Source organism: Serratia sp. BFP-2025 (assembly GCF_050880365.1).
GTDB classification, from domain to species: Bacteria; Pseudomonadota; Gammaproteobacteria; order Enterobacterales; family Enterobacteriaceae; genus Serratia; species Serratia surfactantfaciens.
Window position 1 is genome coordinate 820,894 of sequence record NZ_JBPAFV010000001.1, and the last position, 23,275, is coordinate 844,168.

The 23,275-nt window shown below is 57.8% G+C and carries 18 protein-coding genes; 17 read left to right on the plus strand and 1 reads right to left on the minus strand.

Annotated elements, in window-relative coordinates; all coding sequences use genetic code 11:
* The first annotated feature begins 78 nt into the window (after positions 1–78).
* The 14 genes from ACRAWE_RS03755 (at position 79) to ACRAWE_RS03820 (ending at position 19,965) form a co-directional block, all read left to right on the plus strand.
* Positions 79–525 carry a type VI secretion system baseplate subunit TssE gene (locus ACRAWE_RS03755; RefSeq protein WP_071532884.1) on the plus strand — a complete coding sequence of 149 codons (447 nt, stop codon included), beginning with the start codon at positions 79–81 and terminating at the stop codon, positions 523–525.
* Between the two features lie 11 nt (positions 526–536).
* Complete coding sequence (tssF, locus tag ACRAWE_RS03760; protein ID WP_025160410.1) at positions 537–2,378, plus strand: type VI secretion system baseplate subunit TssF; 1,842 nt, start codon at positions 537–539, stop codon at positions 2,376–2,378.
* On the plus strand, positions 2,371–3,399 hold the full coding sequence (tssG, locus tag ACRAWE_RS03765) for a type VI secretion system baseplate subunit TssG (RefSeq protein ID WP_025160409.1): 1,029 nt from the start codon (positions 2,371–2,373) through the stop codon (positions 3,397–3,399). Before tssF ends, tssG begins: the two co-directional genes overlap by 8 nt.
* A gap of 16 nt (positions 3,400–3,415) precedes the next feature.
* Positions 3,416–6,001 (plus strand): type VI secretion system ATPase TssH, encoded by a 2,586-nt coding sequence (tssH, locus tag ACRAWE_RS03770; protein WP_432524880.1) that lies wholly within the window; start codon positions 3,416–3,418, stop codon positions 5,999–6,001.
* 64 nt (positions 6,002–6,065) lie between these two features.
* Positions 6,066–8,327 carry a type VI secretion system tip protein VgrG gene (vgrG, locus tag ACRAWE_RS03775; protein WP_432524882.1) on the plus strand — a complete coding sequence of 754 codons (2,262 nt, stop codon included), beginning with the start codon at positions 6,066–6,068 and terminating at the stop codon, positions 8,325–8,327.
* A gap of 12 nt (positions 8,328–8,339) precedes the next feature.
* Positions 8,340–10,565 carry a DUF2169 domain-containing protein gene (locus ACRAWE_RS03780; protein WP_432524884.1) on the plus strand — a complete coding sequence of 742 codons (2,226 nt, stop codon included), beginning with the start codon at positions 8,340–8,342 and terminating at the stop codon, positions 10,563–10,565.
* Complete coding sequence (locus ACRAWE_RS03785; RefSeq protein ID WP_240185210.1) at positions 10,555–11,709, plus strand: pentapeptide repeat-containing protein; 1,155 nt, start codon at positions 10,555–10,557, stop codon at positions 11,707–11,709. The genes ACRAWE_RS03780 and ACRAWE_RS03785 overlap by 11 nt, the downstream gene beginning before the upstream one ends.
* A complete protein-coding gene (locus ACRAWE_RS03790; protein WP_019456420.1) occupies positions 11,702–12,316 on the plus strand; it encodes a DUF3540 domain-containing protein in 615 nt (204 codons plus the stop codon). Before ACRAWE_RS03785 ends, ACRAWE_RS03790 begins: the two co-directional genes overlap by 8 nt.
* Before the next feature lie 5 nt (positions 12,317–12,321).
* The gene (locus ACRAWE_RS03795) at positions 12,322–12,687 is read left to right on the plus strand and encodes a PAAR-like domain-containing protein (protein ID WP_025159873.1); all 366 of its coding nucleotides are present in this window, start codon (positions 12,322–12,324) and stop codon (positions 12,685–12,687) included.
* Between the two features lie 9 nt (positions 12,688–12,696).
* Positions 12,697–13,203, plus strand: coding sequence for a type VI secretion lipoprotein TssJ (locus ACRAWE_RS03800; RefSeq protein ID WP_063918623.1), 507 nt, complete (start codon positions 12,697–12,699; stop codon positions 13,201–13,203).
* 1 nt (position 13,204) lies between these two features.
* Positions 13,205–14,563: a type VI secretion system baseplate subunit TssK gene (gene tssK, locus ACRAWE_RS03805; RefSeq protein ID WP_432524888.1), complete on the plus strand. Its 1,359-nt coding sequence runs from the start codon at positions 13,205–13,207 to the stop codon at positions 14,561–14,563.
* On the plus strand, positions 14,560–16,071 hold the full coding sequence (icmH, locus tag ACRAWE_RS03810; protein ID WP_432524890.1) for a type IVB secretion system protein IcmH/DotU: 1,512 nt from the start codon (positions 14,560–14,562) through the stop codon (positions 16,069–16,071). Before tssK ends, icmH begins: the two co-directional genes overlap by 4 nt.
* 35 nt (positions 16,072–16,106) lie before the next feature.
* Positions 16,107–19,586 carry a type VI secretion system membrane subunit TssM gene (tssM, locus tag ACRAWE_RS03815; protein ID WP_025159872.1) on the plus strand — a complete coding sequence of 1,160 codons (3,480 nt, stop codon included), beginning with the start codon at positions 16,107–16,109 and terminating at the stop codon, positions 19,584–19,586.
* Between the two features lie 25 nt (positions 19,587–19,611).
* On the plus strand, positions 19,612–19,965 hold the full coding sequence (locus ACRAWE_RS03820) for a DUF6277 family protein (RefSeq protein ID WP_004935323.1): 354 nt from the start codon (positions 19,612–19,614) through the stop codon (positions 19,963–19,965).
* A gap of 267 nt (positions 19,966–20,232) precedes the next feature.
* On the opposite strand, the gene ACRAWE_RS03825 is transcribed toward ACRAWE_RS03820, so the two are convergent.
* On the minus strand, positions 20,233–20,460 hold the full coding sequence (locus ACRAWE_RS03825; protein ID WP_019453435.1) for a hypothetical protein: 228 nt from the start codon (positions 20,458–20,460) through the stop codon (positions 20,233–20,235).
* A 246-nt stretch (positions 20,461–20,706) separates the two neighbouring features.
* On the opposite strand from ACRAWE_RS03825, the gene ACRAWE_RS03830 reads away from it, so the two are divergent.
* From ACRAWE_RS03830 to ACRAWE_RS03840, 3 genes are all read left to right on the plus strand, one after another.
* Positions 20,707–20,997: a hypothetical protein gene (locus tag ACRAWE_RS03830; protein WP_019453436.1), complete on the plus strand. Its 291-nt coding sequence runs from the start codon at positions 20,707–20,709 to the stop codon at positions 20,995–20,997.
* A gap of 700 nt (positions 20,998–21,697) precedes the next feature.
* A complete protein-coding gene (locus ACRAWE_RS03835) occupies positions 21,698–22,273 on the plus strand; it encodes a helix-turn-helix transcriptional regulator (RefSeq protein WP_432524893.1) in 576 nt (191 codons plus the stop codon).
* Between the two features lie 109 nt (positions 22,274–22,382).
* Positions 22,383–23,252 (plus strand): hypothetical protein, encoded by an 870-nt coding sequence (locus ACRAWE_RS03840; RefSeq protein WP_154746460.1) that lies wholly within the window; start codon positions 22,383–22,385, stop codon positions 23,250–23,252.
* Positions 23,253–23,275: the final 23 nt, after the last annotated feature.

Sequence of the window (23,275 nt, forward strand, 5' to 3'; positions counted from 1 at the left end):
TGATGTCATAACACTTATTGCAGGCCGTCTGCCCGCAGAACCTTGCGGGCAGACACAATCATTACCGCGAGGTGTTAAATGAAAGCGTCATTGCCCATGCTATTCGATAAGCTCAGCGTGAGAAATCAAAGCGGCAGCGCCGATAATTGGCGGCGCGTCCTGGTGCGTGATATCGAATTTTTACTGAATGACGCATCGCGCAGCGCAGATTTAAAACTTCACGATTATGCGCATAGCGAAAGCTCGGTATTGAATTATGGTCTGCCGTCGCTGAGCCAACGAATACCCATTAATACCGATCCGCTAACGTTGGCGAGACATATACAAAGAATTATTACTTCTTTTGAGCCGAGATTGGATCCGAAAACGATCCGCGTGGTGCCGGTCGTGAATGAACGTCAATCGTATGTATTGGCAATCTTATTTGATATCTATGGCACTTGCTCATTACCGGGCGACGAAATGCTGGTTAATTTGCGCATAGCTCTTGATTATTCCTGTGGCGCCGTACACGTATTTGATTAATAGAGGTGACTATGTTCAGTGAGCGCTTTCTCCAATTATATAATGATGAGCTGCGTTATTTTCGCGAGGCCGGTCGTCAATTTGCCTCTTCTCATCCTCAGGTCGCTCAGCATTTGGGCATGCATATCGACGGCGTGCTGGATCCTTTCGTCGAGCGTCTGTTGGAGGGCTCCGCTTTTCTTTGCACCCGCATCCAGGAAAAACTGAACAACGAGCAGCCAGAATTCGCCTTGCAAATGCTTTCTCGCCTGGCGCCCTTGTGGTACACGCCCGTTCCCGCGATCGCCACCGTCGCGATTAAGCCCGATCTCTCTTTCCCCCAGTGGCACAGCCAGGTCGATCTGCCGCGGGGAAGCCGAATGACCCTCAACGATATCTCGCTGAACAACAAACCCGCCACCTTCACCACGGCGCGGCATATTAAAGTGCAGCCCGTTGAGATTTCATTGGCGGAATGTGAAATTTTGCCGCCTCACCATCTGCCTGACGGCGCCGCCAGGCATATGCAAGATTGTTCAGCCTACGTCAGAATCGGCCTGACCACGCACGGCGTGTTGCCCGTCTCGGAACTGGACCTCGAACCCTTGCACCTGACGTTGGCGGAAGATACGGTGCGGGCCAATCAACTGATGGCCGCGCTGCTTAATCGCACCTTGCGCATCGTGCTATGGGCGAAAAACGATGACCGGCCGATCGTCAAAGTCCTGCAACCGGAAAGCCTGCGCCTGGGCGGCGTCGGCGACGAAGAGGCATTGTTGCCCACCGCGGTAGGGGAATTGCCCGGCAACCGGCTGATGCGCGAATACTTTGCGGCACCGAGCCGCTTCTTCAGCCTCGAGCTGCATGGCGTACAGGATTTTCTGCGTCAATGCGAACGCGTCCATGAGTTCGAGATCTTGTTTGCTCTTGAGCAACGCCCACTGACTCTGATCGGTCGCGTCAACGCCAGGGATTTTCATCTTTTCGCGACCCCGGTCATCAACCTGTATCGCCGCCATTGCTCGCCGGTGCTGTTGACGGGTGAGCGCACCGAGCACCAGCTGGTGGTCGACCGTTTGAACACCTCGCTGTATGAGATACATAGCGTTAAACAGGTGAAAGGCATGTTGCCGGACGGCAACCCGGTGATTTTCTCTTCGCTGCAGGCCGATGTGCATTACGACTGTGAACGGGAGCCGGCGGGTTATACGCTGCAGCGTCGTCGCGAGCCGTCGCCATCCAAATACAACAACCCGCACCTGCCCAATGAAGATACTTTCATCGCCATTTCGCCGGGCAAAAGCGGTATCGACATCGACGACATCACGTCGCTCAGCGTCGAGGCGCTGGTCTGCGAACGGCATCTGGTGCCTGCGCACCTTCAGCAACCGCATTTCCAACTGGAAACGGCGATGCCGATCCACCAGGTGGAGATCGTCCGCTACCCGAGCAACCCTGTCGCGGTGCCTAACATCAGCCAGGCGTGGCAAGCGATTCAGATGCTGGCCTCCAATCCTTTGCGCCATGCGCGCCCGGACGTTCAGGATTGTTCGGCGCTGTTGCGCGATTGGCTGTCGTTGTTCTGCCATCAGGATGACTCAAGCCAGCGCAAACGCATCGCCAGCATCAAAAATGCCTGGGTGGAGCACCACTTCGAACGCAATCAGGGGCCGGGGCCGCTCGCCTGGATCCGCGGGGCCGAGATCGCCGTCAACTTGAGCGCCAACCATCATGCCGACCACGGCGCCTATCTGTTCGGCAAAATATTGCACCACGCGCTCAGCCAATACGGCGATTTGAACCAAACGTTGAGCATGAAGCTGTTGCTGGATGGGGAAACCCACGCCGACTGGGGGGCGCTCTACTATGGCTGATATGTCGTTGATGCGCGAAACGGCGCTGTCGTTGGAGCCGGCGACGGCGACGGGGGCGCAAGGCGAGAGCCTGGGCCAGGCCGAAATCCGCGGGCTGTCCAATCGGCAGGATTTTTTCGAGTTGCTGCGGCGTATCGAACGCGCGCAGCCGGATGCGCCGCGGCTCGGCGTCTCCAACGATCGCAGCCGCGAAAGGCTCTGCATCACCCAGCCGGCGGATATGGCGTTTGCCTCGCGAGAAATCGCCTCCATCGTGCAACGCCCGACGCAGGTGCTGATTCAGGCGCGGCATTTCGGCATGTTCGCCCCTTACGGCCCGCTGCCGATCCATGTGACCGAGCACGCTCGCACCGAAGTCATCGCCCGGCGCAATCAGGCGTTCCAGCAGTTCGTCGGCATCGTCAGCCAGCGCTTCGCCGTCTTGCACTACCGGGCCTGGGCGCAGTTGAAGGCGATGATCGGCCATGATCACGACGATGACAAAAACCCGTTCTTGCATCATTTGCGTCAGACGGTGGGCGTCGATACGGCGTTGACGGTAAACCCGCATATCCAGCGTCTGCGCGAAGCCTATCCCGGCACTTATCTGCCGGGGCGTCGCTCGCTGCGGCAGTTGACCAAGATGCTGACGGCCTATTTCGCCGTTCCCATCACCATTACGCCGCGCTACGCCAAGTGGATCGACGACGGCAAAAAAAGCGGCAGTCAAAAGCTGGGCAAGTTGGGTCGCACGCGCATTGGCAGCCGCTTTTTCGATGCCCAATACGGCGCGCATATTCAAATCGGGCCGCTGGGGGCCCCGCATTACCAGCAGTATCAGCGCGGCAGCCGGCGGCTGCAGGCGCTGGTGAGTATCTGTCATGACTTCACGAGCCATCAGCTGATGCTGGACGTCAGCCTGCTGATCGCCACGGAGCCGGGCATGGCGGCGCAGCTGGGCGGCAAGTCGCTGAGTAAAGACAGCTGGCTGAAACCTAAGACAGGGACGTTTAGGCAGCTGGTTTATCAATCAACAACTTAATATAAGGAAATTTAAGGTGTATCAACGAGAACGTCTTTTTTCGCGATTGGGCCACTTTGCTTATCAGTCCTTCGTTGAAGCGACCAAGCTGTGCCGGACCTTCAGGCACGAATACGTGGAGCTTGAACACTGGCTGAAAGTCCTGGTGGACAAGGAGCGCGGCGACCTGCCGCTGATCCTGGCGCACTACGCCATCAATAGTCAGCGCATCAGCGATGCGTTGGATCGCATTCTGCATACCTTGCCGAACCGCACGAATGCGGTGGTGGATCTGTCGACGCAATTGGAAACGGTGGTGGAAAGGGGCCTGCTGATGAGCCAGCTCGCCGAAACGCCGTCCGGCGGCGTGCGCACCATCCATATCCTGGTCGGCATTCTGCAGGATCCCACGCTGCAGCGCAGTCTGTACCGGCTGAGCGACGAATTCAAAAAACTGCCGATCCCGCAGCTGTTCGACGATTATCCGGCGATTCTGGCGGAGTCCGTCGAGCATGAGGAAGAAGAAGATGAAGTCTACAGCGCCCACGGCGATGCGCCGGATGCGTCCGAGACGGTCGAGATACTCGATAAATGGTGCGCCGACCTGACTCGCCAGGCGCGCGACGGTGAAATCGATCCGGTGATTGGCCGCGAGGCGGAGCTGCGTCAGGTGATCGACATTTTGCTGCGCCGTCGGCAGAACAACCCGATTTTGGTGGGCGAAGCCGGGGTCGGCAAAACGGCGGTGGCGGAAGCGCTGGCCTGCAAGATAGCGCAAGGACAGGTGCCGCCGCTGCTGCAGGGCGCCCGGCTGCTGTCTTTGGATCTGGGGCGCATGCAGGCCGGGGCGAGCATGCGCGGGGAGTTCGAATCACGTCTGAAAGCGCTGATCGACGCCATTGCGCATTCGGCCGTGCCGGTGATCCTGTTCTGCGATGAGGCGCATACGCTGGTGGGCGCCGGCGGGCAGGCCGGCACCGGCGACGCCGTCAACCTGCTGAAACCCATGCTGGCCAGGGGGGCGCTGCGCATGGTGGCGGCGACCACCTGGTCGGAATACAAACAGTTCATCGAGCCGGATGCCGCGTTGACGCGCCGCTTCCAGTACGTGTTGGTTTCAGAGCCGGACGAAGAGAATGCGGTGAACATGATGCGCGCCATCGCCCCGCATTTCGCACAGCACCACAGCGTTAAAATCCGCGAATCGGCGCTGCAGGCGGCGGTGCATTTGTCGCTGCGCCATCTGCCGTCGCGGCAGCTGCCGGACAAGGCCATCAGCCTGCTGGATACCGCCTGCGCGCGGGTGGCGCTGAGCCAGCATGCGCAGCCTGAAAAAATCGAGTCGCTCGAGGCCGGGCTGGCGGTGAAGCGCACCGAATTGAACGGCCTGCAGGAAGAAAGCCGATTCGACAGTCTGGCGCCCACTCGCATCAGCGAATTGCAGCTGACGCTCAGCGAGATGGAGGGAGAGCTGGACGCCCTGCGTCGGCGACAAGCACAGGAGCAGCAGGCGGTTACCACCTTGCTCGAGGCGGAGCGGCAGTCGCCGGAGCGGCTGCCGCAGCTGGCCACCGAGTTGGGCGAGCTGCAAGACGGCGGCCTGCCGTTGGTGTATCCGTGGGTGGACGATCGCGTCGTGGCGGAGGTGCTGTCGGATTGGACCGGCATTCCCACCGGCCGCATGCTGCAAAGCGATCTGGACAATGCGCTCAACCTTAACCAGCTGCTGAGCCGCCAGATTTTCGGCCAGCAGACGGCGATCGATGAAATCGCGCAGGCGGTGAGGATCTCCCGCGCCGGCATTCAGGCGCACGATCGGCCATTGGGCGTTTTCATGCTGTCCGGCCCGAGCGGCGTCGGCAAAACGGAGACCGCGTTCGCCCTGGCGGAGGCGATGTACGGCGGCGCGCACAACCTGATCGTCTTCAATATGAGCGAATTTCAGGAATCGCACACCGTCTCCACGCTGAAGGGGGCACCGCCGGGCTATGTCGGCTACGGCAAGGGCGGCAAATTGACGGAGGCGGTGCGCCGCAAGCCTTATTCCATCGTGCTGCTCGACGAATTCGACAAGGCACATCCCGACATTCATGAGGCGTTCTATCAAGTCTTTGACAAGGGCGTGATGGAGGACGGCGAAGGCCGCATGATCAGCTTCCGCCAGTGCTTTATTTTGATGACGAGCAACATCGGCGCCGGCGAGATAGAAGCGACGCTGGCGGAAACGCCGGAGCTGAAAACCGAGGCGCTGCGCCCGATGCTGCACGATGTGCTGGCGCGCTTTTTCCCGGCGGCGCTGTTGGCGCGCATGAACGTCATTCCTTACGTGCCGCTTTCCACCGAAGCGATAACCCATATCGCCACCAAACAGATTTCACGTTTACAGCAACGTTTGCACAAAGAAGTGGGCGTGTCGCTGGTGCTGGAGGGCGACATTCCCGGCTGGATAGCCAAACGCATCAGCGCCCATCCTTCGCGCGGCAGAGCGGTCGAGTCGCTGCTGCAGCAGGCGATTTTGCCGCCAATCAGCAATGAAGTGCTGCAGCGCAAACGGGCGGGACAGGAACTGCAGAATATCCAACTCATGGTCGAGAACGATAGTTTAAGTGTTTATTTCGACTGATTTTTAATTTACCGCCGGCCCGCAAACGCGGGGCGGGGTTCGATATCGGATCAGAGAGGTTGTTATGCCTTTAATCGAAATTGATAACCCGGTGTTAGCCGAATTAAATGCGTTTCCACTCAGCTTTACCACCAAAGAAGGGTTGTCGAGCAACTCGCAATATTCGCTCGAATTCGAATGCGCTCAGGCGGATGTGGATTATGAGTCTTTGCTGGGTGAAGGGATCAGCATTCAAATAGAAAGGCCGGATTTCGGCACGCGGCCTTTTTACGCTTACGTGATCGGCGCCTCCGATGCGGGGCAGCACCAGGATAAGTTCGTTTATAAGCTGGAGCTGAGCACCTGGCTGTGGTTTTTGATGCAGAACCGCAACAGCCGTATATTCCAGGATCTGAACGTGCTCGATATCATCGAGCAAATCTTCTCTCGCTACGGCTTTGCCGACTACCGTCTGGATATTCAAGGTACCTATCCAACGCGTGAGTATTGCGTGCAATTTTCCGAAACGGATTTCGCGTTTATCAGCCGCCTGCTGGAAGACGAAGGCATCTGGTATTACTTCGATCACGCCGAGGATAAGCACACGCTGGTGATCACCGACCGGCAGAACTTCGACGATCTGGATTTCGGTTACGCCGTGTTGCCGTTCATGCCGGACAGCGAAGAAAACCGCGCTATTCGCGAAGGGATCCAGCGCATCCAGCGTTCCCGCAAAGTGCGTCCGAATGAAATCGTGCTGCGCGACTTCGACTTCCAGAACCCGCGCAAGAACCTGCAAACCAAGGTGGAAGAGAGCCGCCTCGGCCTGCAGAACACGCCGCTGGAATGGTACGACTACGCGGCGGGTTATATAGATACCGAGCGCGGTGAGAACCTGGCGCGGTTGCGCCTGGAAGAAATGCAAAGCGACGGTCACCTGCTGTTTGGCGAGAGCAACGCCGTCGGGCTGATGGCCGGCAAGGACTTCTCCTTGATTTTGCACCCGGACGCCAACCGCAACCGCCGCTTCAAACTGACCCGTTGCGACTATGTGTTCGTGCAAGACGGCCCCGACAGTAGCAGCGACGGCCGCAACGTGACCTGCCGTTTCAATGCGCTCAACGACGATGTGGCGTTCCGCCCGCTGCGCGAAACGCCCAAGCCGCAGATGCCGGGCATCCAGAGCGCCACCGTGGTCGGCGCGCCCAATTCCGAAGTGCATACCGACAAGTTTGCGCGCATTCGCGTGCATTTCCACTGGGATCGCTACAAAACCACCGAGGAGGACAGCTCTTGCTGGATCCGCGTCGTGCAGGCCTGGGCGGGGAAAGGTTGGGGCGTGATCGCCATGCCGCGCGTCGGCCAGGAAGTGCTGGTGACCTATGTCGACGGCGATCTCGACCGTCCGATGGTGACAGGGATTGTTTATAACGGCGATAACCCGCCGCCTTACCAACTGCCTGAATACATCAACTACTCGGGGATGGTGTCGCGTTCGCTGCGCTTCGGCAAGCCGCAGCACGCCAGCCAGTTGACCTTCGATGACAACCGCAACAACGAACGCGTCATGCTGCACGCCGAGCGCGATTTGCAAACCACGGTGGAGCGCAATCAGGCCACCGAGGTGGGGATGGACAAGTTTGACATCATCCGCCGCACCTTTACGGACTGGTTCACCAACCACGTCTCTTACAAGGATTACGTCTTCAGCATTACCGGATTTAACGCGTCGATCACCGGCGTCAGCGCCTCACTGACCGGCGTCAGTCTTAGCGCAACCGGGGTCAGCACCTCGTTTACCGGCGTCAGCACCTCGTTCACCGGCGTGAGCACGTCGTTTACCGGCGTCAGCACCTCGTTCACCGGGTTGAGCACGTCGTTTACCGGGCAGAGCACCAGCTGCACCGGCGTCTCGAACTCGATGACCGGCGAAAGCAACTCCTTCACCAGCATCAGCAACAGCATGACCGGCGAGAGCAACAGCTATACCACGGTCAGCACCAGCCAGACCGGCAGCAGCACCAGCTTTACCGGCGTGAGCGTGAGCACCACCGGCTCATCGACCAGCACCACCGGCTGCAGTATCAGCACCACCGGTTCGTCGACCAGCACCACCGGTTGCAGCATCAGCACCACCGGCAGCAGCGTGAGCACCACCGGCAGCAGCGTCGGCACTACCGGCAGCAGCGTCAGCAGCACCGGCAGCAGCGTCAGCAATACCGGTAGCAGCGTCAGCAATACCGGCAGCAGCACCAGCACGACGGGGGTGTCCATCAGCTACACCGGCGCGTCACTGTCCGAGACCGGCGTCGATTTGAAAAAAGTCGGGATGCAAAGCAAAAACTAACGAGGCGCGGCAATGAGAATCATACGGCCACAGCAATTGGTGGCGATTAAAGGAAGTTACCAGATCGGCACAGACAGCCGGCTCGGCATCAGCGTCGTGGCCGGATGCTACCTGTCCCGACCGGAACACTTCGTGAACGAAGCCGAAATCTGGGAGGCGTGGAAACGCGCGCCGCTCAGCCTGCCGGTGCTGGATGTGGCCGAGCCGAAGCCGTTCGCCGAATACCTGATCGCTGGCCATGCCGGCATCGGTCAGCCGGTAAAAACGCTAGACGTCAGCGCCGACATCGGCGGGCTTAAGCGCCGTTGGCGGGTCGAGGGCGAGGGCCGACGCGGCGCGATGGGGGCGGAACCTTTCCTCAGCGTGCCGCTGGATCACACCTCGGCCTGGGGCGGGAAAGACAACAAGGAGAATCCGTTGGGGCGCGGTGGCAATGATGGACTGCGGCCGCTGCTGATGACCTTGTCCGCCGAGGGCTCCGCACAGGAACGCTCCCCGTTGGCGGCGCCGGCGCCGGTGCCGCACGAGTTTTTGCTGCGTAAGGCGCACATCGACAAGGTGGCGGGCCAGATCGCCAGCAAAGCGTATCTGGAAACGGCTTTCCCCGGATTGCCGGCCGATATCGATCGGCGCTACTACCAGATGGCGTCGCCGGCGCAGTGGCTGCCGGAAGCGGCGTGGCCGGATAGGGTGCCCTTTGAACTGCAGGGCGTCGGCGCGCAAAGCCAGGCGATACGCGGCGAGCTGCCGGCGGTGCGTGGGCGGGCGTTCATACGCCGCCACGATAGCGAGAGCCTCGAGGAAATTGAACTGCTGCGCAAAACGCTGTGGTTCCTGCCCGACAGCGACATCGCGCTGATCGTGTTCACCGGCGATGCGCCGCTGACGCATCTTCTGGACGAGTCCATCGAGTCCCTGATGCTGGCGTTGGATCGCTGCGATGCGCCGCGGCCGTTCGATTATTTCCGGCAGGTGCATCACAAGCGCAGCGACGATGAGGCTTCCCCCTTTGAGTTCCTGTTTGATCCGGATCTGATGCCGGCGGAGATGGGCCTGAATGTCATCCAGGCGGTGTCGGATCACCCCAGCGATTTGCGTTACGACCCGTCGCCCACCTCGTTGGGCGACTCCGCCGTTTTCTATCAACGTATCCGCGAGGCGATTGCCTTGCACCAGCAACAGACGACGGCGGATCCCGCTTCCGTGACGCTGCCCGATTTGCCGGATCTGCCCGCCGAAGACGGCAATGATGCGTTTTTTCCCGCTAGCGCAACCGTGGAAGGGAAGACTTTCAGCGGATTGCGCAGCCATGCGCTGTCAGACAAGCATTTTCTGCAATGCCGCTTTGAGCGCTGCGATTTTTCCCAGGCGATCCTGGAGAACTGCACCTTCGAAAACTGTGTTTTTGATGCGGTCGACCTGACGCAGGCGACGCTGCGTCGGATCCGCATGGTTTCGTGCACCTTGCAAAAGCCATCGATGGCGGAAAGCGCGTGGCAGGAGGCGGTCCTCGAACGGGTAACGCTGGAGGCACCGCAGGGGCAAGGCATGCGGGCCGAGGGGATGAAGCTGGATTACTGCGTCTTCGAGCGGGGGGATTTCACGGCGATGCGCTTTGAGCGCGGGGCGATTGGCAACGGCATGTTCAACGGCTCGACGCTGATCCGCGCGCAATTTCTGCAAGGGGAACTGGATGCCTGCGTGTTCAACCGCTGCCTGGCCGAAGGCGCGGTGGCGCTGGATATGACGTTAACCAAAAACTCGTTCCTCGGCGGCAATTGGCGCGGCGTGCGCTTTGAACGCTGCGGCGTCGAGAGCTTGACGGCGGGCATGCAGGTGAATTTTTCCCACGGCGTGTTCAGCGATTGCTGTTTCACCAAAGTGGGGCTGAAAGCGGCGCGCCTGGAGAGGTGCCAACTGCTGTACAGCGTTTTCACCGAATGCAATTTCGACGAGGCCGATTTGACGGCTAGCACCATCGCCGGCTGCGACATGGCCGGCGTGCGGTTCAAAGACAGCGTGCTGACGCACGCTCGCTGGAAAAACAGCAGCGCCCAGCAAGGACTGTTTTACAACGCCGACTTGCGCGATGCGGGATTTGACCAGTGCAACCTGGCGGCGGCGAATCTGGCGATGAGCTGGCAGGACGCCGGTACCCGTTTCAGCGGGTGTTTGCTTGAACGGGCGTGCTGGGTGCCGCGCAGAATTATTCAGGGGGACTATGCGCATGAAAACTGAGAGCCGCGTCATCCAACAGGCCCTGCCTGACACCGAGGTGATTGAGCTGGAGGTCGCTCAGGCGGTGGCGCAGACGCCGGCCATGCCGCGCACCTTCAAAAAGCGACGTTTCCACGATCGTGAGCTGAAAGGGTTGACGCTGAGCGACTGTTTTTTCATCGACTGCCATTTCGAACGCGTCACGTTTGAAGGATGCGATTTGCGAGCGGTGCGCTTTGAGGGCTGCACCCTGCAGCAGGTCAACGTGGTCGGCGGCAGCTTGATGCGCCTGGCGTTCAACGAATGCCGGTTTGACAACCTGACGTTGCAACAGGGGCTGCTGTGCAATGTGGCGTGCAATGACACCACGCTGCAGGGGTGCTACGTCGGCGATTGTCTGCTGGACGACTGCAGTTTGATCCGGTGCGAGGTCAACGGGGCGGAAGTTGAACGCAGCAGCCTGGGGCATCTGGCCGTGCAGACCAGCACCCTGACCAACCTGATGTTTCACCAGGACGTGATACAGGACGCCAACTGGTATGCCTGCCAACTCACACAGTGCTTGTGGCAGGCGTCGACCCTCGAGCGCCACATCATGGGGGGCTGTCAGTTGGAGAAGTGCAGCTGGCAAACGATCGCCGGACAGGCGCGCATCTGGTTCACCTGCCGCCTGTCGGGCTGCAATTTGGCGCAGCTGCAACTGCAGGGCGCCAGTTTTCACCGCAGCGAGCTGGAGGGGTGTTCGTTCGCCGACAGCGATCTGACCTCGGCGATCTTCGCCGAAGCGCAGGCGCTGCGCTGCGATTTCGAGCGCGCGACGCTGACCCTGGCGCAGGGGCAAAAAGCCCGGTTCAGCGAGTGCGCGATGGGCGGTGCCAACTGGGGGCGCGCCATGCTGATGCAAGCGGAATTCAGGGCGTGCGATCTGGCGCTGGCCAATCTGGAGCAGGCCGAGCTGCGGGAAGCGAATCTGATCGAACAGCCGTTGACCGCCGCCCAGCAACAGAGCGCTCGTCTGCATGGCGCACAGCGTCATCGCGCCGAAAATGTGCCGCTTACCGCCGATCCGTTCTTGAGTGCGATCGACGCCTGGTATGCGCATCAACAACCGGGACCGCGGCAACCGTCGTATCAACGGCCAACAGGAGTAAGCAGATATGTATAAGTCCAGAAGAGAGCATCAGAAGGTCTATGCCAACGCCAGGGTGACGCCTTTGCAGTTGGTGCGCAGCGCTCCGCTTGCCGAACAAGGGGGGCGCAAGGTGGTGACGCTGGCGGCCGACGCCAATGGCGGCCTGTATGTCGACGGCATGCGCGCCCATTGTCTGGCGGTCGCCACCAGCTGCCTGGTTCAGCCGCTGGCGGGCGATCGCGTTTGCGTCATCGTCGACGGCGACAAATTGGTCATTACCGAGATCCTGTCGCGGCAACAGGCGCACGCCGTCATGACGCTGGACAGCCGCAGCGCCAACTTGCGCATCGTGGCGCCGGAGATCGAACTGCAGGGCGGCAAGCGGCTGACGTTGCGCAGCCCGCACTTCACGCTGCTGACGCGCAGCAGCCGTTGGGTGGCCGAAACGCTGCACCAAATCTCTCAACGCCTGTTTGTGCGCAGCAAGCACGCAAGCCGGCGGGTGGAGGAAACCGACGAGGTATTGGCGAAACACATCATTCAGGATGCGCGGCAATCCCTGGTCATCAACAGTGAAATTGGTTCCCTGAAGTCTTCGGCGGTGCTGAAGATCGACGGCGGCCAGATACATATGGGGTAACCACCATGACTGCAGCCAATACCAACATGGGCGGGATCGGCTTGGCCGGCTGTGACCCGATGATACCGGCGCCGGGTCCGAATACTTCGCCCAACAACACCGGCATACCGAACGTGCCTAACTATTTCATTTGCGGCGGCAATGAACAGAACCTCGGCACCATTCGCGTGGCCACCATCGATTCGGGCGGGGTGATCGGCGCCGCCTCGGGAACGCATTCGGCCCAGGCGCAGCCGGTGCAGGGATCGGGCAAGTATTTCTCCGGCGGCATGCCGGTCACGCGATTAGGTGATTCCAGCACGACGAACAACAACAACATGGTCGCTACTCAGGTCGCGCCCAGCCAGACCAAATGTTTCGTTAATGCATAGGAGTTCAGCATGGTGAAAACGCTCCGGGGGATCGCGGTAGGGGCTCTGTTGGCGGTGGGGACGCTGAGCGGATGCAGCTGGTTTTCTCACGACGAAGCGGCGGATGCGGGGCGTCGGTTGCGGTTTATCGACGTCGAAGTGACCGCCAACGACAACGTGAACCCGAATGCGGCCGGGGAGGCGCAGCCGGTCAAGGTGTGCGTCATAGAAACCAATCGCTCGGGGTGGATGCCCGAAGGGATTGGCGATGGCGCCCCTTGCCGCGAGACGGCGCCGTCGGAAGGGGCGCTGAGCCGGCACCAGAGCATTTTGCAACCGAGGGAAACGCTGCGTTATCGCTTCGAGGTGCCGGCAGGGCAAGAGCGATGGGTCGTCGTCGGGGCGGAATTTCAGCAAATCAGCGGCGTCTTGCCGCTCGCCGAGAAAAAGTCCCCCGCGCAGGCTGATTCGCAAATGAAGGTGATGGTGGGGATGACGTCACTCAGCATAGTGACTAACGACAAAATGGATGAATGACATGTTACCTAAACAACGCGTCGCCTGGGTAGAAGGCATGTTGATGGAACCGCAGCATTTCCAGCAGCAGGAACGTTTTTTCGAGCACTTGATTGAAGCGCGCTTGCGCAGCGTCGCAACCTTCACCTGGGGGTTCCTGGCGCTGGAGATCGACAACGGGCTATTGGAGCAGGGCAAGTTTGCGCTGAAGAAAGCCAAGGGCGTTTTCCCCGACGGCACGGCGTTCAGCATGCCTGAGGATATTCCGCTGCCGCCGCCGCTGGTGCTGGGAGAAGGCTGCCAGGGGAAAGTGGTGTGCCTGTCCGTGCTGATGGACATTGCCGGCAATGCCCAGATCGATCTTATCCAGGATGAGCGGAAAAGCAGCCGCTTTCGCACCATGGACGCCGATGTGCCGGATCGCAACCACGGCGTCAGTCTGGAAGGGACACCGCGCGTATGCACGATGCAGCTGGGGAGCCTGGTGACGCGGCTAAGCCTGGAAGATGCGGTCAGCAGCGCGGAAAGCGTTTTGCCGGTCGGCTTCGTGCGCGAGCTCACCAGCGATCGTCGGGTGCTGCTGGATGAGCGCGCCTTGCCGCCGATGCTGGATTTCCGCGCCATCGGCTGGCTGCCCGCGTTCACCACCGAACTGCTTGGGCTGATCAGCCAACGTCTGGAATCGGTCTTCCGTCCGGACGTGCACATGACGATCGGCGGGCTTTCCGAGCTGCTGGAGTTGCTGTTGCTGCAAACCTTGAGCGAGTTCAATTTGCGCATCAGCCAACTGTTGGCCAGCCCGCAGGTGCACCCTGAAACCCTGTTCGACACGCTGCTGAGCCTGTTGGGGCGGCTCAGCATCATTCCCGGCGGCGAACGTCTCTGGGATCGCGCCGATTTGGTGTATCTGCACGATGAGCCGCACAACTGCTATTTCCAGCTGTTCGCCTCGATCCGTCGCGCGCTGTCGCTGGTGATCGAAGCGCCGGCGGTGGCGCTGCCGTTTATCGATCGCGGCGACAGCATTTATCTGTGCCCGAACGACTCGCAGCTGCGTCTGGAAAAACTGGTGTTTGCCGTCAGCTGCGGGTTGTCCATCGAGCATCTGCGCTCGTATTTCCCCGCGCAGGTCAAACTGGGGCCGGTCGAGAAAATCATTCAGCTGATCGATCTTCAATTACCGGGCGCTCGCTTGCTGCCTATGGCTTCGCCGCCGCGGCACATACCGTATTACCCGAACAGCATCTATTTCGAGGTTGATCATGCTGACCCGATTTACAAGGAGATGATGGGCGGCTCGGCGATGGCGCTCAGCATCGTGGGGGATTTCCCGGACCTGCGCTTTGACGTCTGGGGATTAAGGCAAGGGAGGGTGGGATGAACGAATTCGAGAGAAAAATACGCGAGGCGATGGCGGTAACGCGCAACAACGCGACGCCGCGCCTCCCCGCGTCCGGCACGGTAGGCAAAACGACGGCGGAAATGGCCGCGTTGTCCTTCGGCGCGCGGGCGTTGGCCGCCAAGCTGCGGCCGGGGAGCGCCGGGGTGGCGGCGCCCACCGAACCCAAGCCTTATGAAGCGGAAAGCGCCGCGCCGGAAAACAGCGATCCCGCCCCTGGCGACCGCCAGGGGGACACGGCGACGGCCTCGAACGGCTTGTTTGGCCGCGCCGCGCTGAGCAAGCCCGGGGTGATGATGGGCCACTGGGACAATCCACTGATCGCCGCCGCCATTCCGGTCTTGCTGCAGGTGGAGCGGGTGCGCGATCAGAAACAGCTGAATCCGGGCGCGGTGCGCGCGCAGATCGTGCGCGAGATCCAGCAGTTCCAACAGACGCTGTTGGCGGATCACGTCGCGCCGAGCGATGTCGACAAGCTGGCCTATCTGCTGTGCTCCTACGTGGATGAGTGCTGCATGGGCACGCTGGAGTCGGGCGAACTGAATCTCAGCCTGCTGGTGGAGTTTTATCGCGACGCCTGGGGCGGGGAAAAGTGCTTCGAGCACCTGCAAGAGTATCTGGCCGCCTCGCCGCGCAATAAGGAGATCCTGGCGTTCTACGATCTGATCCTGTCGCTGGGCTTCGAAGGGCAATACCACGTGATGGAGCGCGGCGCGGTGCTGCTGGCCGACGTGCGCAACCGTCTTGATGGTTATCTGTACAGCCAGAACCCGACGCAGACGCTGGCCGATGCCGAACCGAGCAGCGTGGTGCGCAAGGCCACCCGCATCACGCCGCTCAAGCTGCTGTGCTACGGCCTGGCGATAGCGCTGCTGGCGTACGCCTCGGCCGCCTGGTATCTGCACGATCAGTCGCGCGCGCTGCGCAACGCCATTCTGGCCTGGACGCCACCGCAGCCGCGCAAAATCAACATCATGGAGACGCTGCCGCAGCCGCTGCCGCAAATCCTCAGCGAAGGGTGGTTGGAGGTGCGCGCCGATCCGCGCGGCTGGCTGTTGATCTTCACCTCCGACGGCGCTTTCGCCACCGGGCAGTCGAAGCTGTCGGAAGAGTTTAAAAAGAAACGCAACATTGAGCGTTTGGGGGAGGCGCTGGCGCCGTGGCCGGGCGATCTGGAGGTGATCGGGCATACCGACAACAAACCGTATCGCAACACCTCCAACAACTCCAACCTGAAACTCTCGGAAGCTCGCGCGCAGACGGTGGCCGACAAGCTGCGAGAATCCTTGGCCAACAGTAAATACAACCGCACCGTGACATCGGTCGGCAAGGGCGATCAGGAGCCGCTGGACGACAACGCGACGGAAGAAGGGCGCCGCCGCAACCGCCGGGTGGACATCCTTTGGAAAATCGGCGAGAGGGAGATGGCTTCACCGTCTGCCACGTTGAATCAGGCAGGGGTAGCCGCCGAGGTCCCCGAGGATAACTAAGACATCCGTCGGCGTAGAGATAATAAGGAAATTATATGATACGTAGATCATTCATATTGGTGATTGCCTTGCTGCTGTGTGCGGTGGTGTGGTGGATTGGGCCGCTGATCGCCATCGGCACCTACCGCCCGCTGCTGTCGGTCTGGGTCAGAGGCATCATTATCGCTCTGATCCTGTGCTGGGCGCTGTGGCCGTTCGTGGCGACGTTTTTGTCCTGGGTGTTCCGCCACGCGCGGGCCCCAGCCCCGGCCAAAAGAAAAACCGCGCAGCGAGATCGCGTCACCTCGCGTTTTTACGACGCCTTGCGCACCTTGCAGTACGTCGGCACGTCGAAGCAGCGCACCCCCTGGCAGCGCTTCAAGTACCGCCTGACGCGCCGTTACATCAGCGAAAAACCCTGGTTTTTGGTCATCGGGCCGCCGGGCAGCGGCAAAACCTCGTTGATCGGCGAAAGCGGCGAACGTTTCTTGCTGGCCGAACACTATGGGCTGCAACAGACGGTGGATGTCGGGCCAACCCAGGATTGCAACTGGTGGCTGGCGGAGAATTCGGTGTATGTGGACACCTCCGGTGAATGGCTGCAGCTGAACGGCCTCGGCGATGAGGGCGCCAGGGCGCGCGATACCCTGTTCAAGCTGATCAGGCGCCACCGCCGCCATCCGGGCATCGACGGCATCATGCTGTGTCTGGATGCGCGTTGGTTGCTGCACGCTTCGCTGACCGAAAGAAAGTCGGTCGCCGACGCGCTGCGCGTGCGTCTGCTGGAAATGGCTTCGTGGTTCCGCAGCGAGCTACCGGTCTATCTCACCATCAGCCACCTCGATCAGCTGGTCGGCGGCGAGACCTTCCTGTCCATGCTGGGCGACGATCTGCTGCAAAACGGGATGGGGTTCAGCCTGAACCGCGCCGCACAGGGCGAAACGCCCTTCGAACAGTATGAAACCCTCTACCGGGAGATGGTGGCGCGCGTCAGCCATCACGTGCTCGAACTGCTGCACGATGCGCCGGATGGGCAAAACCGCCAACAGCTGCTGTTCTTCACCGAGTCGCTGGGATCGCTGGGCAACCCGCTGTATTCCCTGTTAGAGCAGATCTTCCCGCAAACACCGGTGGGCTACGCCTGCCATTTGCAGCAGGTCTGGCTGGGCAGCACCATCGCCCTGCCGCCGCAGGGCGCGATTTACAACGCGGAAGCGGCGGATATCTATGAAGCTCGCCCGACCGGGCGCATTTATCACCCGGAGCTGAATTACGCCCGGCAAGAGCGTGGGGTGATGCAGCAGTCTTCTCACGCCAGGCCGCTCGGCAGCCGCATGAGCTCCCTGGGCCGCTATGTGCTGGTGCTCATTCTGTTGGCGGTCTCTTTTAACCTGCTGGCGATGCGTTACCTGTGGGAGAGTGATTACATCTCCTACATTGCGGCGCGCTTTGACGAAACGAAGCGCATCGTGCGTGAAATACCGGTCACTAACCGCGTCAGCGACGATGTCATTTCCGCCTATGAGCAGTTGGGCTATATGAACGCGCAGCTGGGCGGTGAGGTTTCACCGGTGCCGAATCCCTATTTCGAGCACAAGCTGATCAACAGCGCGGCGCAAAAGACTTATCAGCGCCATTTGCTGCAGATCTTCTGGCCGGCGGTGGAAAACTATATCGCGGACGAACTCAAGAATGACGTATCGGCGTCCAACAAGGACGTCTACGGCACGCTGAAAGTGTATCTGATGATGGGCGAGCCTTCGCACCGTTCCGCCGAGGCGCTGGTCGACTGGTTCATGACGCGTTGGGATAGCTTCATGCCGCAAGGTTACACCGACATGAACAAAGGCATCTTCGCTTACCACCTGAGGGAAATGTTTTCCCTGCCGAATGCGCCGGTCATGAAAATGAACGGCGACTTGCTGCGCCTGGCGCGGGTGAAAGCGATGAATATTCCGATGCAGGTGCGGGTGGTGCGCCGCATCGAAGAGAAACCGCTGCCGGCGGCGATCAACGACATTTCGCTGGCCGACGCCGCCGGGCCGAACGTGTCCTTGATGCTGCGCCGCAAGAGCCAGGCGACGGTGACCGATACCGCCGTGCCGGGGTTCTATACCCGCGCCAGCTACCGCGATGTCTTCCTGGCGCAGCTCGATGACGCCGCCAGGGATATGATCGAAGAAGAGTCCTGGGTGCTGCGCGACAGCCCGGAAGGCAAAAACAAAGTGAACTCATTGGCCTCCGCACAAAAGTTGGCTGATGAAGCGAGAAAGCTTTATCTCATCGAATACGCGGACAAATGGGATGCGTTCATGCGCGACGTGCGCGCCCGGCCGGTCAACGGGCTGGAGGATGCGGCGATATTGGCGCGTCAGCTGTCCGATCCTTCGTCTCCGTTGGCCAACCTGGTGCGTTTCGCCGCGCGTGAAACCAGCATGACCGGCACCAACCAGGGCGATGCGGCGAGCTGGTTCGATCGCCAACGCAATCGCCTCGAACAGCAACGGCGTGACATCCTCGGCGAGATCTCCGGCGAACGTGCGCGTTTTCGTCTTACGCCGGAACGCGCGGTGGAAGATCGTTTCGAGTTGCTTCGCCGCTTGGGGTATCAGCTGTTGCAGACCACCAATGCCAGCAACGATCCGCTGAGCCGCAGTTTCGAAGCGCTGTACAGCCAGTTGACCACGCTATCCACCTCATTGCGCGGTGGCCAGGTGGTACCGGCCGGCGGCACGCTGAAACGGCTGCAGCTGGATGCGGCGCGTCAGCCGGAACCGGTGCGCAGCGTCATGATGGATCTGTTGCAGGTTGGGGACAGTCAAACGATCCAGCAGAGCCAGAAGAACCTGAGCAAAGGGGCTTCGTCGCTGGCTTCCGGGTTGTGCAAGGGCAGCATCAGCGGGCGCTATCCGTTCTCGCGCAACGCCAGAGCGGAGGTCGGCATCGAGGACTTCTCGCGCATGTTTGGGCAGAACGGCGCAATGCAGCAGTTCTTCGATGAAAACCTGGCCGCTTACGTGGATGTCAACGCGCAGAAATGGAATGCCAAACCGGGGTCGGAGGGGATCGTCAATGCGAGCACGCTGGGCGCGTTTGAAAATGCCCGCTTGATTCGCGATACCTTCTTCAGCGCCGGCGACAAACTTTCATTCTCCATGTTCATCAGACCGCTGTCTCTGACCCCGACCATCACCGAAGCGACCCTGGACATCGATGGGCAGGTGATTAACTACAGCCATGGTTATAGCCAGCCTACCCGCATCGATTGGCCGGGCCCGAAAGGCGGTAGCTATGTTCGACTGACCTTCCGCACCGGCACCGGCCAGATCCAGGTCGCCAGTTTCGACGGGCCCTGGGCCTTATTCCGGATGTTCGACGCCAGCAATCCGGTGCCGCTCGCCAGCGACAGGCGAGAGCTGACGATGTCGATGTCGTCGGTGGTTGGCGTGCTCAAACTTGAGTTGCGCTCGACGATGAAAGATTTCCCACTTTGGTCACGGGCGTTGCGAGGATTCTCGTGCCCGAAAGCGATGTAAACACAACCGTAACGAGGTGATAAACATGTTAGATCCAGCCAAAATTTTAGAAACCATGAAAGCCGGCGGCAATTTGGGCACCAACTCCCAATCGTCGCTGAGCCAACCCTTTATGCAAGGCGTCAGCAATATTCAAATGTCGGGGCCCGACGCGGCCAAGTCGGTCATGAGTAACGTGACAAAATCTTGCGATGATATGTTCGGTAATATGAAGGGCATTTTTAATGGTCTGCAATCGAATGTGAACGCACACCAAAAAATGCAAACGGGCGAGCAGCCGAAAGATTTTAATGTTTCCATGGACGATCTTCGTCCGGCGATTGCGAAAGGGTTCCCGCACGAAATGGCGGACTTCTTTTCCAAAGTGCCGAAACTGTAATCAACAACTCGATGGATAAAATACCGGGAGGTGGAAATGCCTCCTGGTATTCACAAGGAGTGGTGCGATGATCTATGACTGGATGCTTAAAAACGCCAATAAACGCATGGGTTTTTTCATCATGGTGATACCCAGCTTGTTTTTCTGGATAATGGTTTTTCTGACCTTTTATATTTTTTGATTCTTTGATGTAAAAAAAAGCACCCGCAAAGGTGCTTAAAATGAAACGAATTAAAAAAAATAGTAAGGGATGATTATGAGTTTTTATTACAGTTTCGAGATGATCTGCAACCCGCTGGAAATCAGCGCATCGACGGCCAGACCAATACCTTTACCGATGGTGCCGACAACGGTTTTGGCATCAGGGTTAACACCGGCAATCGCGGAAATGGTATCAATACCGGTTCCCACTGCACTGCCAATCAGTGTACCTACGTCACCAAAAAAACCAGCACCGTTAACTTGTTCAATTTCAATTGCGGATAGTTCTTTCATGATTGAAACTCCTTTTTCAGTTAGCCCTTTAATTCAGGCAATTTCATTATTGCAAATCAGGTCTTTTTTTCAACAAAAGTGTTGTCATTTTTTATACTATTCTGTTGTTTGTTATTTTAATTTGGCATCGTTAAATTATATGTTATTGGATCCTGATTTTTCATATCGCATTTACCCTCAGCGTTCACTGCGCAATAACGCTTGTTATTTAAAAATCTGAATGACATCTACCCGAAGGGAGACCGTATGAAGATATTGACGACGCCGGAAAGACCTTTCCGCTATGATGAGCTTGCGGAAAAAATTGTCGTAGAGGCCAGAAGCCGCTTGGGGTGCGCCGCTCTGCGGTTTTTAGACTGCATGATCCAGGGGTATGGCCCGCCGGTGATTGTATTTGATATCTATAATAATCACGGTAAGTTGCAAACGGTTAAAGTCATTCTGCCCATTGGCAGTCATAAACAGTTAAAAAAAGATCACCTCGGGCTGATTGCCTGTCTGGAGGCTAAAAAACTGACGCGATTAAAAAAAATATAAAAATTACTCAGATCGACACTATTTATTACCTCTGTTTGCTCTGCGTCACGCCGGTAAAAACGCTTTCCCAGCCTGGACGTTCTTGCTCCGGCCGCCGATGAGTTCATCTTTTCTCAATCAATCGCCATGAAAGTTTTGCAGTCACTTGCAACCGTAAAGTGTAGCTTTTTTTTATGCATTTTTTTTACAATAAGATTAATATGGTTATAGACAGTTTTTTAATATGGCTTGCCAGGGGAACGGCACGCTTCGAGATAAAGCATTATCCCGCCTTTCTTCTAAGTAAAATCCTAATACATAATCGGATGCTCTTAACAATCAATTCAGCACGGCGTTATGTTCCATATTATGTTTTTTTTCGATATTTATCTGGATATATTGCGCTCTTGGAGTAAAATTAACTTATCGGAGAAAATTCTTGGCACCGTACCACGGATGGCAATGATGCACTATAAATATATCTTACGGTAACCCTTTACCTTGTAAAACGCGGTGTTTCCCCGCGTCTTGCTTTTGCGTGCTCTCCAGGGCTGATGAGCTTATATCGTTATATATAAAATACACCTTTGCGAGGCGAAGACGTTTCCGTATCGCATATAACGCTTTTTTATTAAAAAGCATCTCAAAAATAAAAAATAATCACAGCAAGCATATTGCAGTAAGGAGAGTGGGCAAGCGCAGTCAAAAGGGAGGTTTGTTAATGGAGCGCGTCAATATTGCTATCGTCGATCAAAATCAATTTTTCAAGCTTGGGTTAGGTCTGGCCTTGCAAGAAGGTTTTCTCACGAATGGTGTCAAGGCCAAGATCACGGGAGAGGAAAGGGCCAACATTATATTCAGGGCGCCGGATAAACGGGTGTCTATCAACTTTTGCCATACCCAGCTTTTGCAGGGCAATTTTTCTTCTATTCCGCTCTATTTTTCAATATTGGAGCATAAAACGATTTTTCCGAAAATTCATTGCAATTTAGAGGCCGGAAGCATTACGCGCAAAGACGGCGTGGCGGCGATCGTGGATAAGGTCATGTTGAGCTATCGCAAGAAAAACAGTTTAGTTTCAAGCTATTGCCCACGTTGCCGTACCCAACTGACCTTTAGCGAGGGAAAAGTGTGCCGCCTGATTCACCTGGGATATTCGCAAAATCAAACGGCGATGTTGCTCGGCATCAGCCCGAAAACGGTCAGCATCCATAAGCGCTCAGCGATGAGAAAACTAAACATCGATAATAATATTGAATTCTTGCGCTGGTTAAAAATGCACAGCGACTCTTGTTAATAGGACCGAGGGCAGAGACAGTCTGATTCCGTATTTTATACCGGAGCGGGGTGGCAATCGTTCATTGATTGCCGCCTGGCATGGAATAGGTTTTATAGGGAGATAAAACATGGCTGATTTCGTGAGGGAAACGGTTTCCCATAATCATTTCAAATTATTGCAAGAGCTTTACGGCAGAGATTTGGGCGGGGAGCGTTTCCTGCACTGGAAGCATCTGCTCGATCCGCATTGTGGGGCCCCAATGGAAAAAACTGGCATATTCTACAAGGAGCAGGAACGCTACCTCGGGATGTTCGTGTCCAGCCTTTATCCCTTTAAAATCAATGGCGTTTCTTTCAATGTCAATATGCTTGGCGATCTTGGGATCCATCATCAGGTAAAATCCTCCACCGTATTGAAAGACTTTTTCCTGCAGGCCAGGCGGTCGGATGTGGCGGCGGATATCTGCTTTTCCGATGACCGTAAGATCCGGGTTTATGAAAAGATTTTTAGAAAGTATTTAACGTCCAATACGCAAATCTATCCCTATGTCGAATTAACCTTAAAGCCTGACAAATTTATGGCCTTTCGTTTCGCTGAGGGTGGGTTCGCTCAACAGGCAAACTTTATCAATAATTTAGGGCGGGAAAAGGATCATCACGCATTTGAGTATATTGAAAAGCATCCCCTGTATCATAAAATTCATTATATAAATAAAGGGAGCCTTTACGCCGTGATCGGATGTTCTGGCGAGTGCGCCGAACTATTGGATATTTCCAATCCTTCCAGGGAGTGCTTTTCCTGGGCGATCGGGGTTTGTCGGCACCTGCATAGCCGTTGCAAAGTGATGGTGCCCATCGCTTTTTATAAGTCGGTTTGCGCTCAGGCGGCGGAGGTGATTTCAGAAAAGCGCATCAACATGTTGATCGGCTATTACTCACAAAAGATAAGCGAGCTGATGCCGAAAGACGTTTGGGTATGCCGCATGGATCGCCGTTAAGCAGGGCATGTGTATTTTAAATG

Bases quoted from the DNA above. Each gene is read 5' to 3' on its own strand.
- ACRAWE_RS03840 (WP_154746460.1), top strand. From the start codon at position 22,383: ATGGCTGATTTCGTGAGGGAAACGGTTTCCCATAATCATTTCAAATTA.
- tssG (WP_025160409.1), top strand. From the start codon at position 2,371: ATGGCTGATATGTCGTTGATGCGCGAAACGGCGCTGTCGTTGGAGCCG.
- vgrG (WP_432524882.1), top strand. From the start codon at position 6,066: ATGCCTTTAATCGAAATTGATAACCCGGTGTTAGCCGAATTAAATGCG.
- ACRAWE_RS03755 (WP_071532884.1), top strand. From the start codon at position 79: ATGAAAGCGTCATTGCCCATGCTATTCGATAAGCTCAGCGTGAGAAAT.
- ACRAWE_RS03835 (WP_432524893.1), top strand. From the start codon at position 21,698: ATGGAGCGCGTCAATATTGCTATCGTCGATCAAAATCAATTTTTCAAG.
- ACRAWE_RS03795 (WP_025159873.1), top strand. From the start codon at position 12,322: ATGACTGCAGCCAATACCAACATGGGCGGGATCGGCTTGGCCGGCTGT.
- ACRAWE_RS03820 (WP_004935323.1), top strand. From the start codon at position 19,612: ATGTTAGATCCAGCCAAAATTTTAGAAACCATGAAAGCCGGCGGCAAT.
- ACRAWE_RS03780 (WP_432524884.1), top strand. From the start codon at position 8,340: ATGAGAATCATACGGCCACAGCAATTGGTGGCGATTAAAGGAAGTTAC.
- ACRAWE_RS03785 (WP_240185210.1), top strand. From the start codon at position 10,555: ATGAAAACTGAGAGCCGCGTCATCCAACAGGCCCTGCCTGACACCGAG.
- icmH (WP_432524890.1), top strand. From the start codon at position 14,560: ATGAACGAATTCGAGAGAAAAATACGCGAGGCGATGGCGGTAACGCGC.
- ACRAWE_RS03830 (WP_019453436.1), top strand. From the start codon at position 20,707: ATGAAGATATTGACGACGCCGGAAAGACCTTTCCGCTATGATGAGCTT.
- ACRAWE_RS03800 (WP_063918623.1), top strand. From the start codon at position 12,697: ATGGTGAAAACGCTCCGGGGGATCGCGGTAGGGGCTCTGTTGGCGGTG.
- tssK (WP_432524888.1), top strand. From the start codon at position 13,205: ATGTTACCTAAACAACGCGTCGCCTGGGTAGAAGGCATGTTGATGGAA.
- tssF (WP_025160410.1), top strand. From the start codon at position 537: ATGTTCAGTGAGCGCTTTCTCCAATTATATAATGATGAGCTGCGTTAT.
- tssM (WP_025159872.1), top strand. From the start codon at position 16,107: ATGATACGTAGATCATTCATATTGGTGATTGCCTTGCTGCTGTGTGCG.
- ACRAWE_RS03790 (WP_019456420.1), top strand. From the start codon at position 11,702: ATGTATAAGTCCAGAAGAGAGCATCAGAAGGTCTATGCCAACGCCAGG.
- ACRAWE_RS03825 (WP_019453435.1), bottom strand. From the start codon at position 20,460: ATGAAAGAACTATCCGCAATTGAAATTGAACAAGTTAACGGTGCTGGT.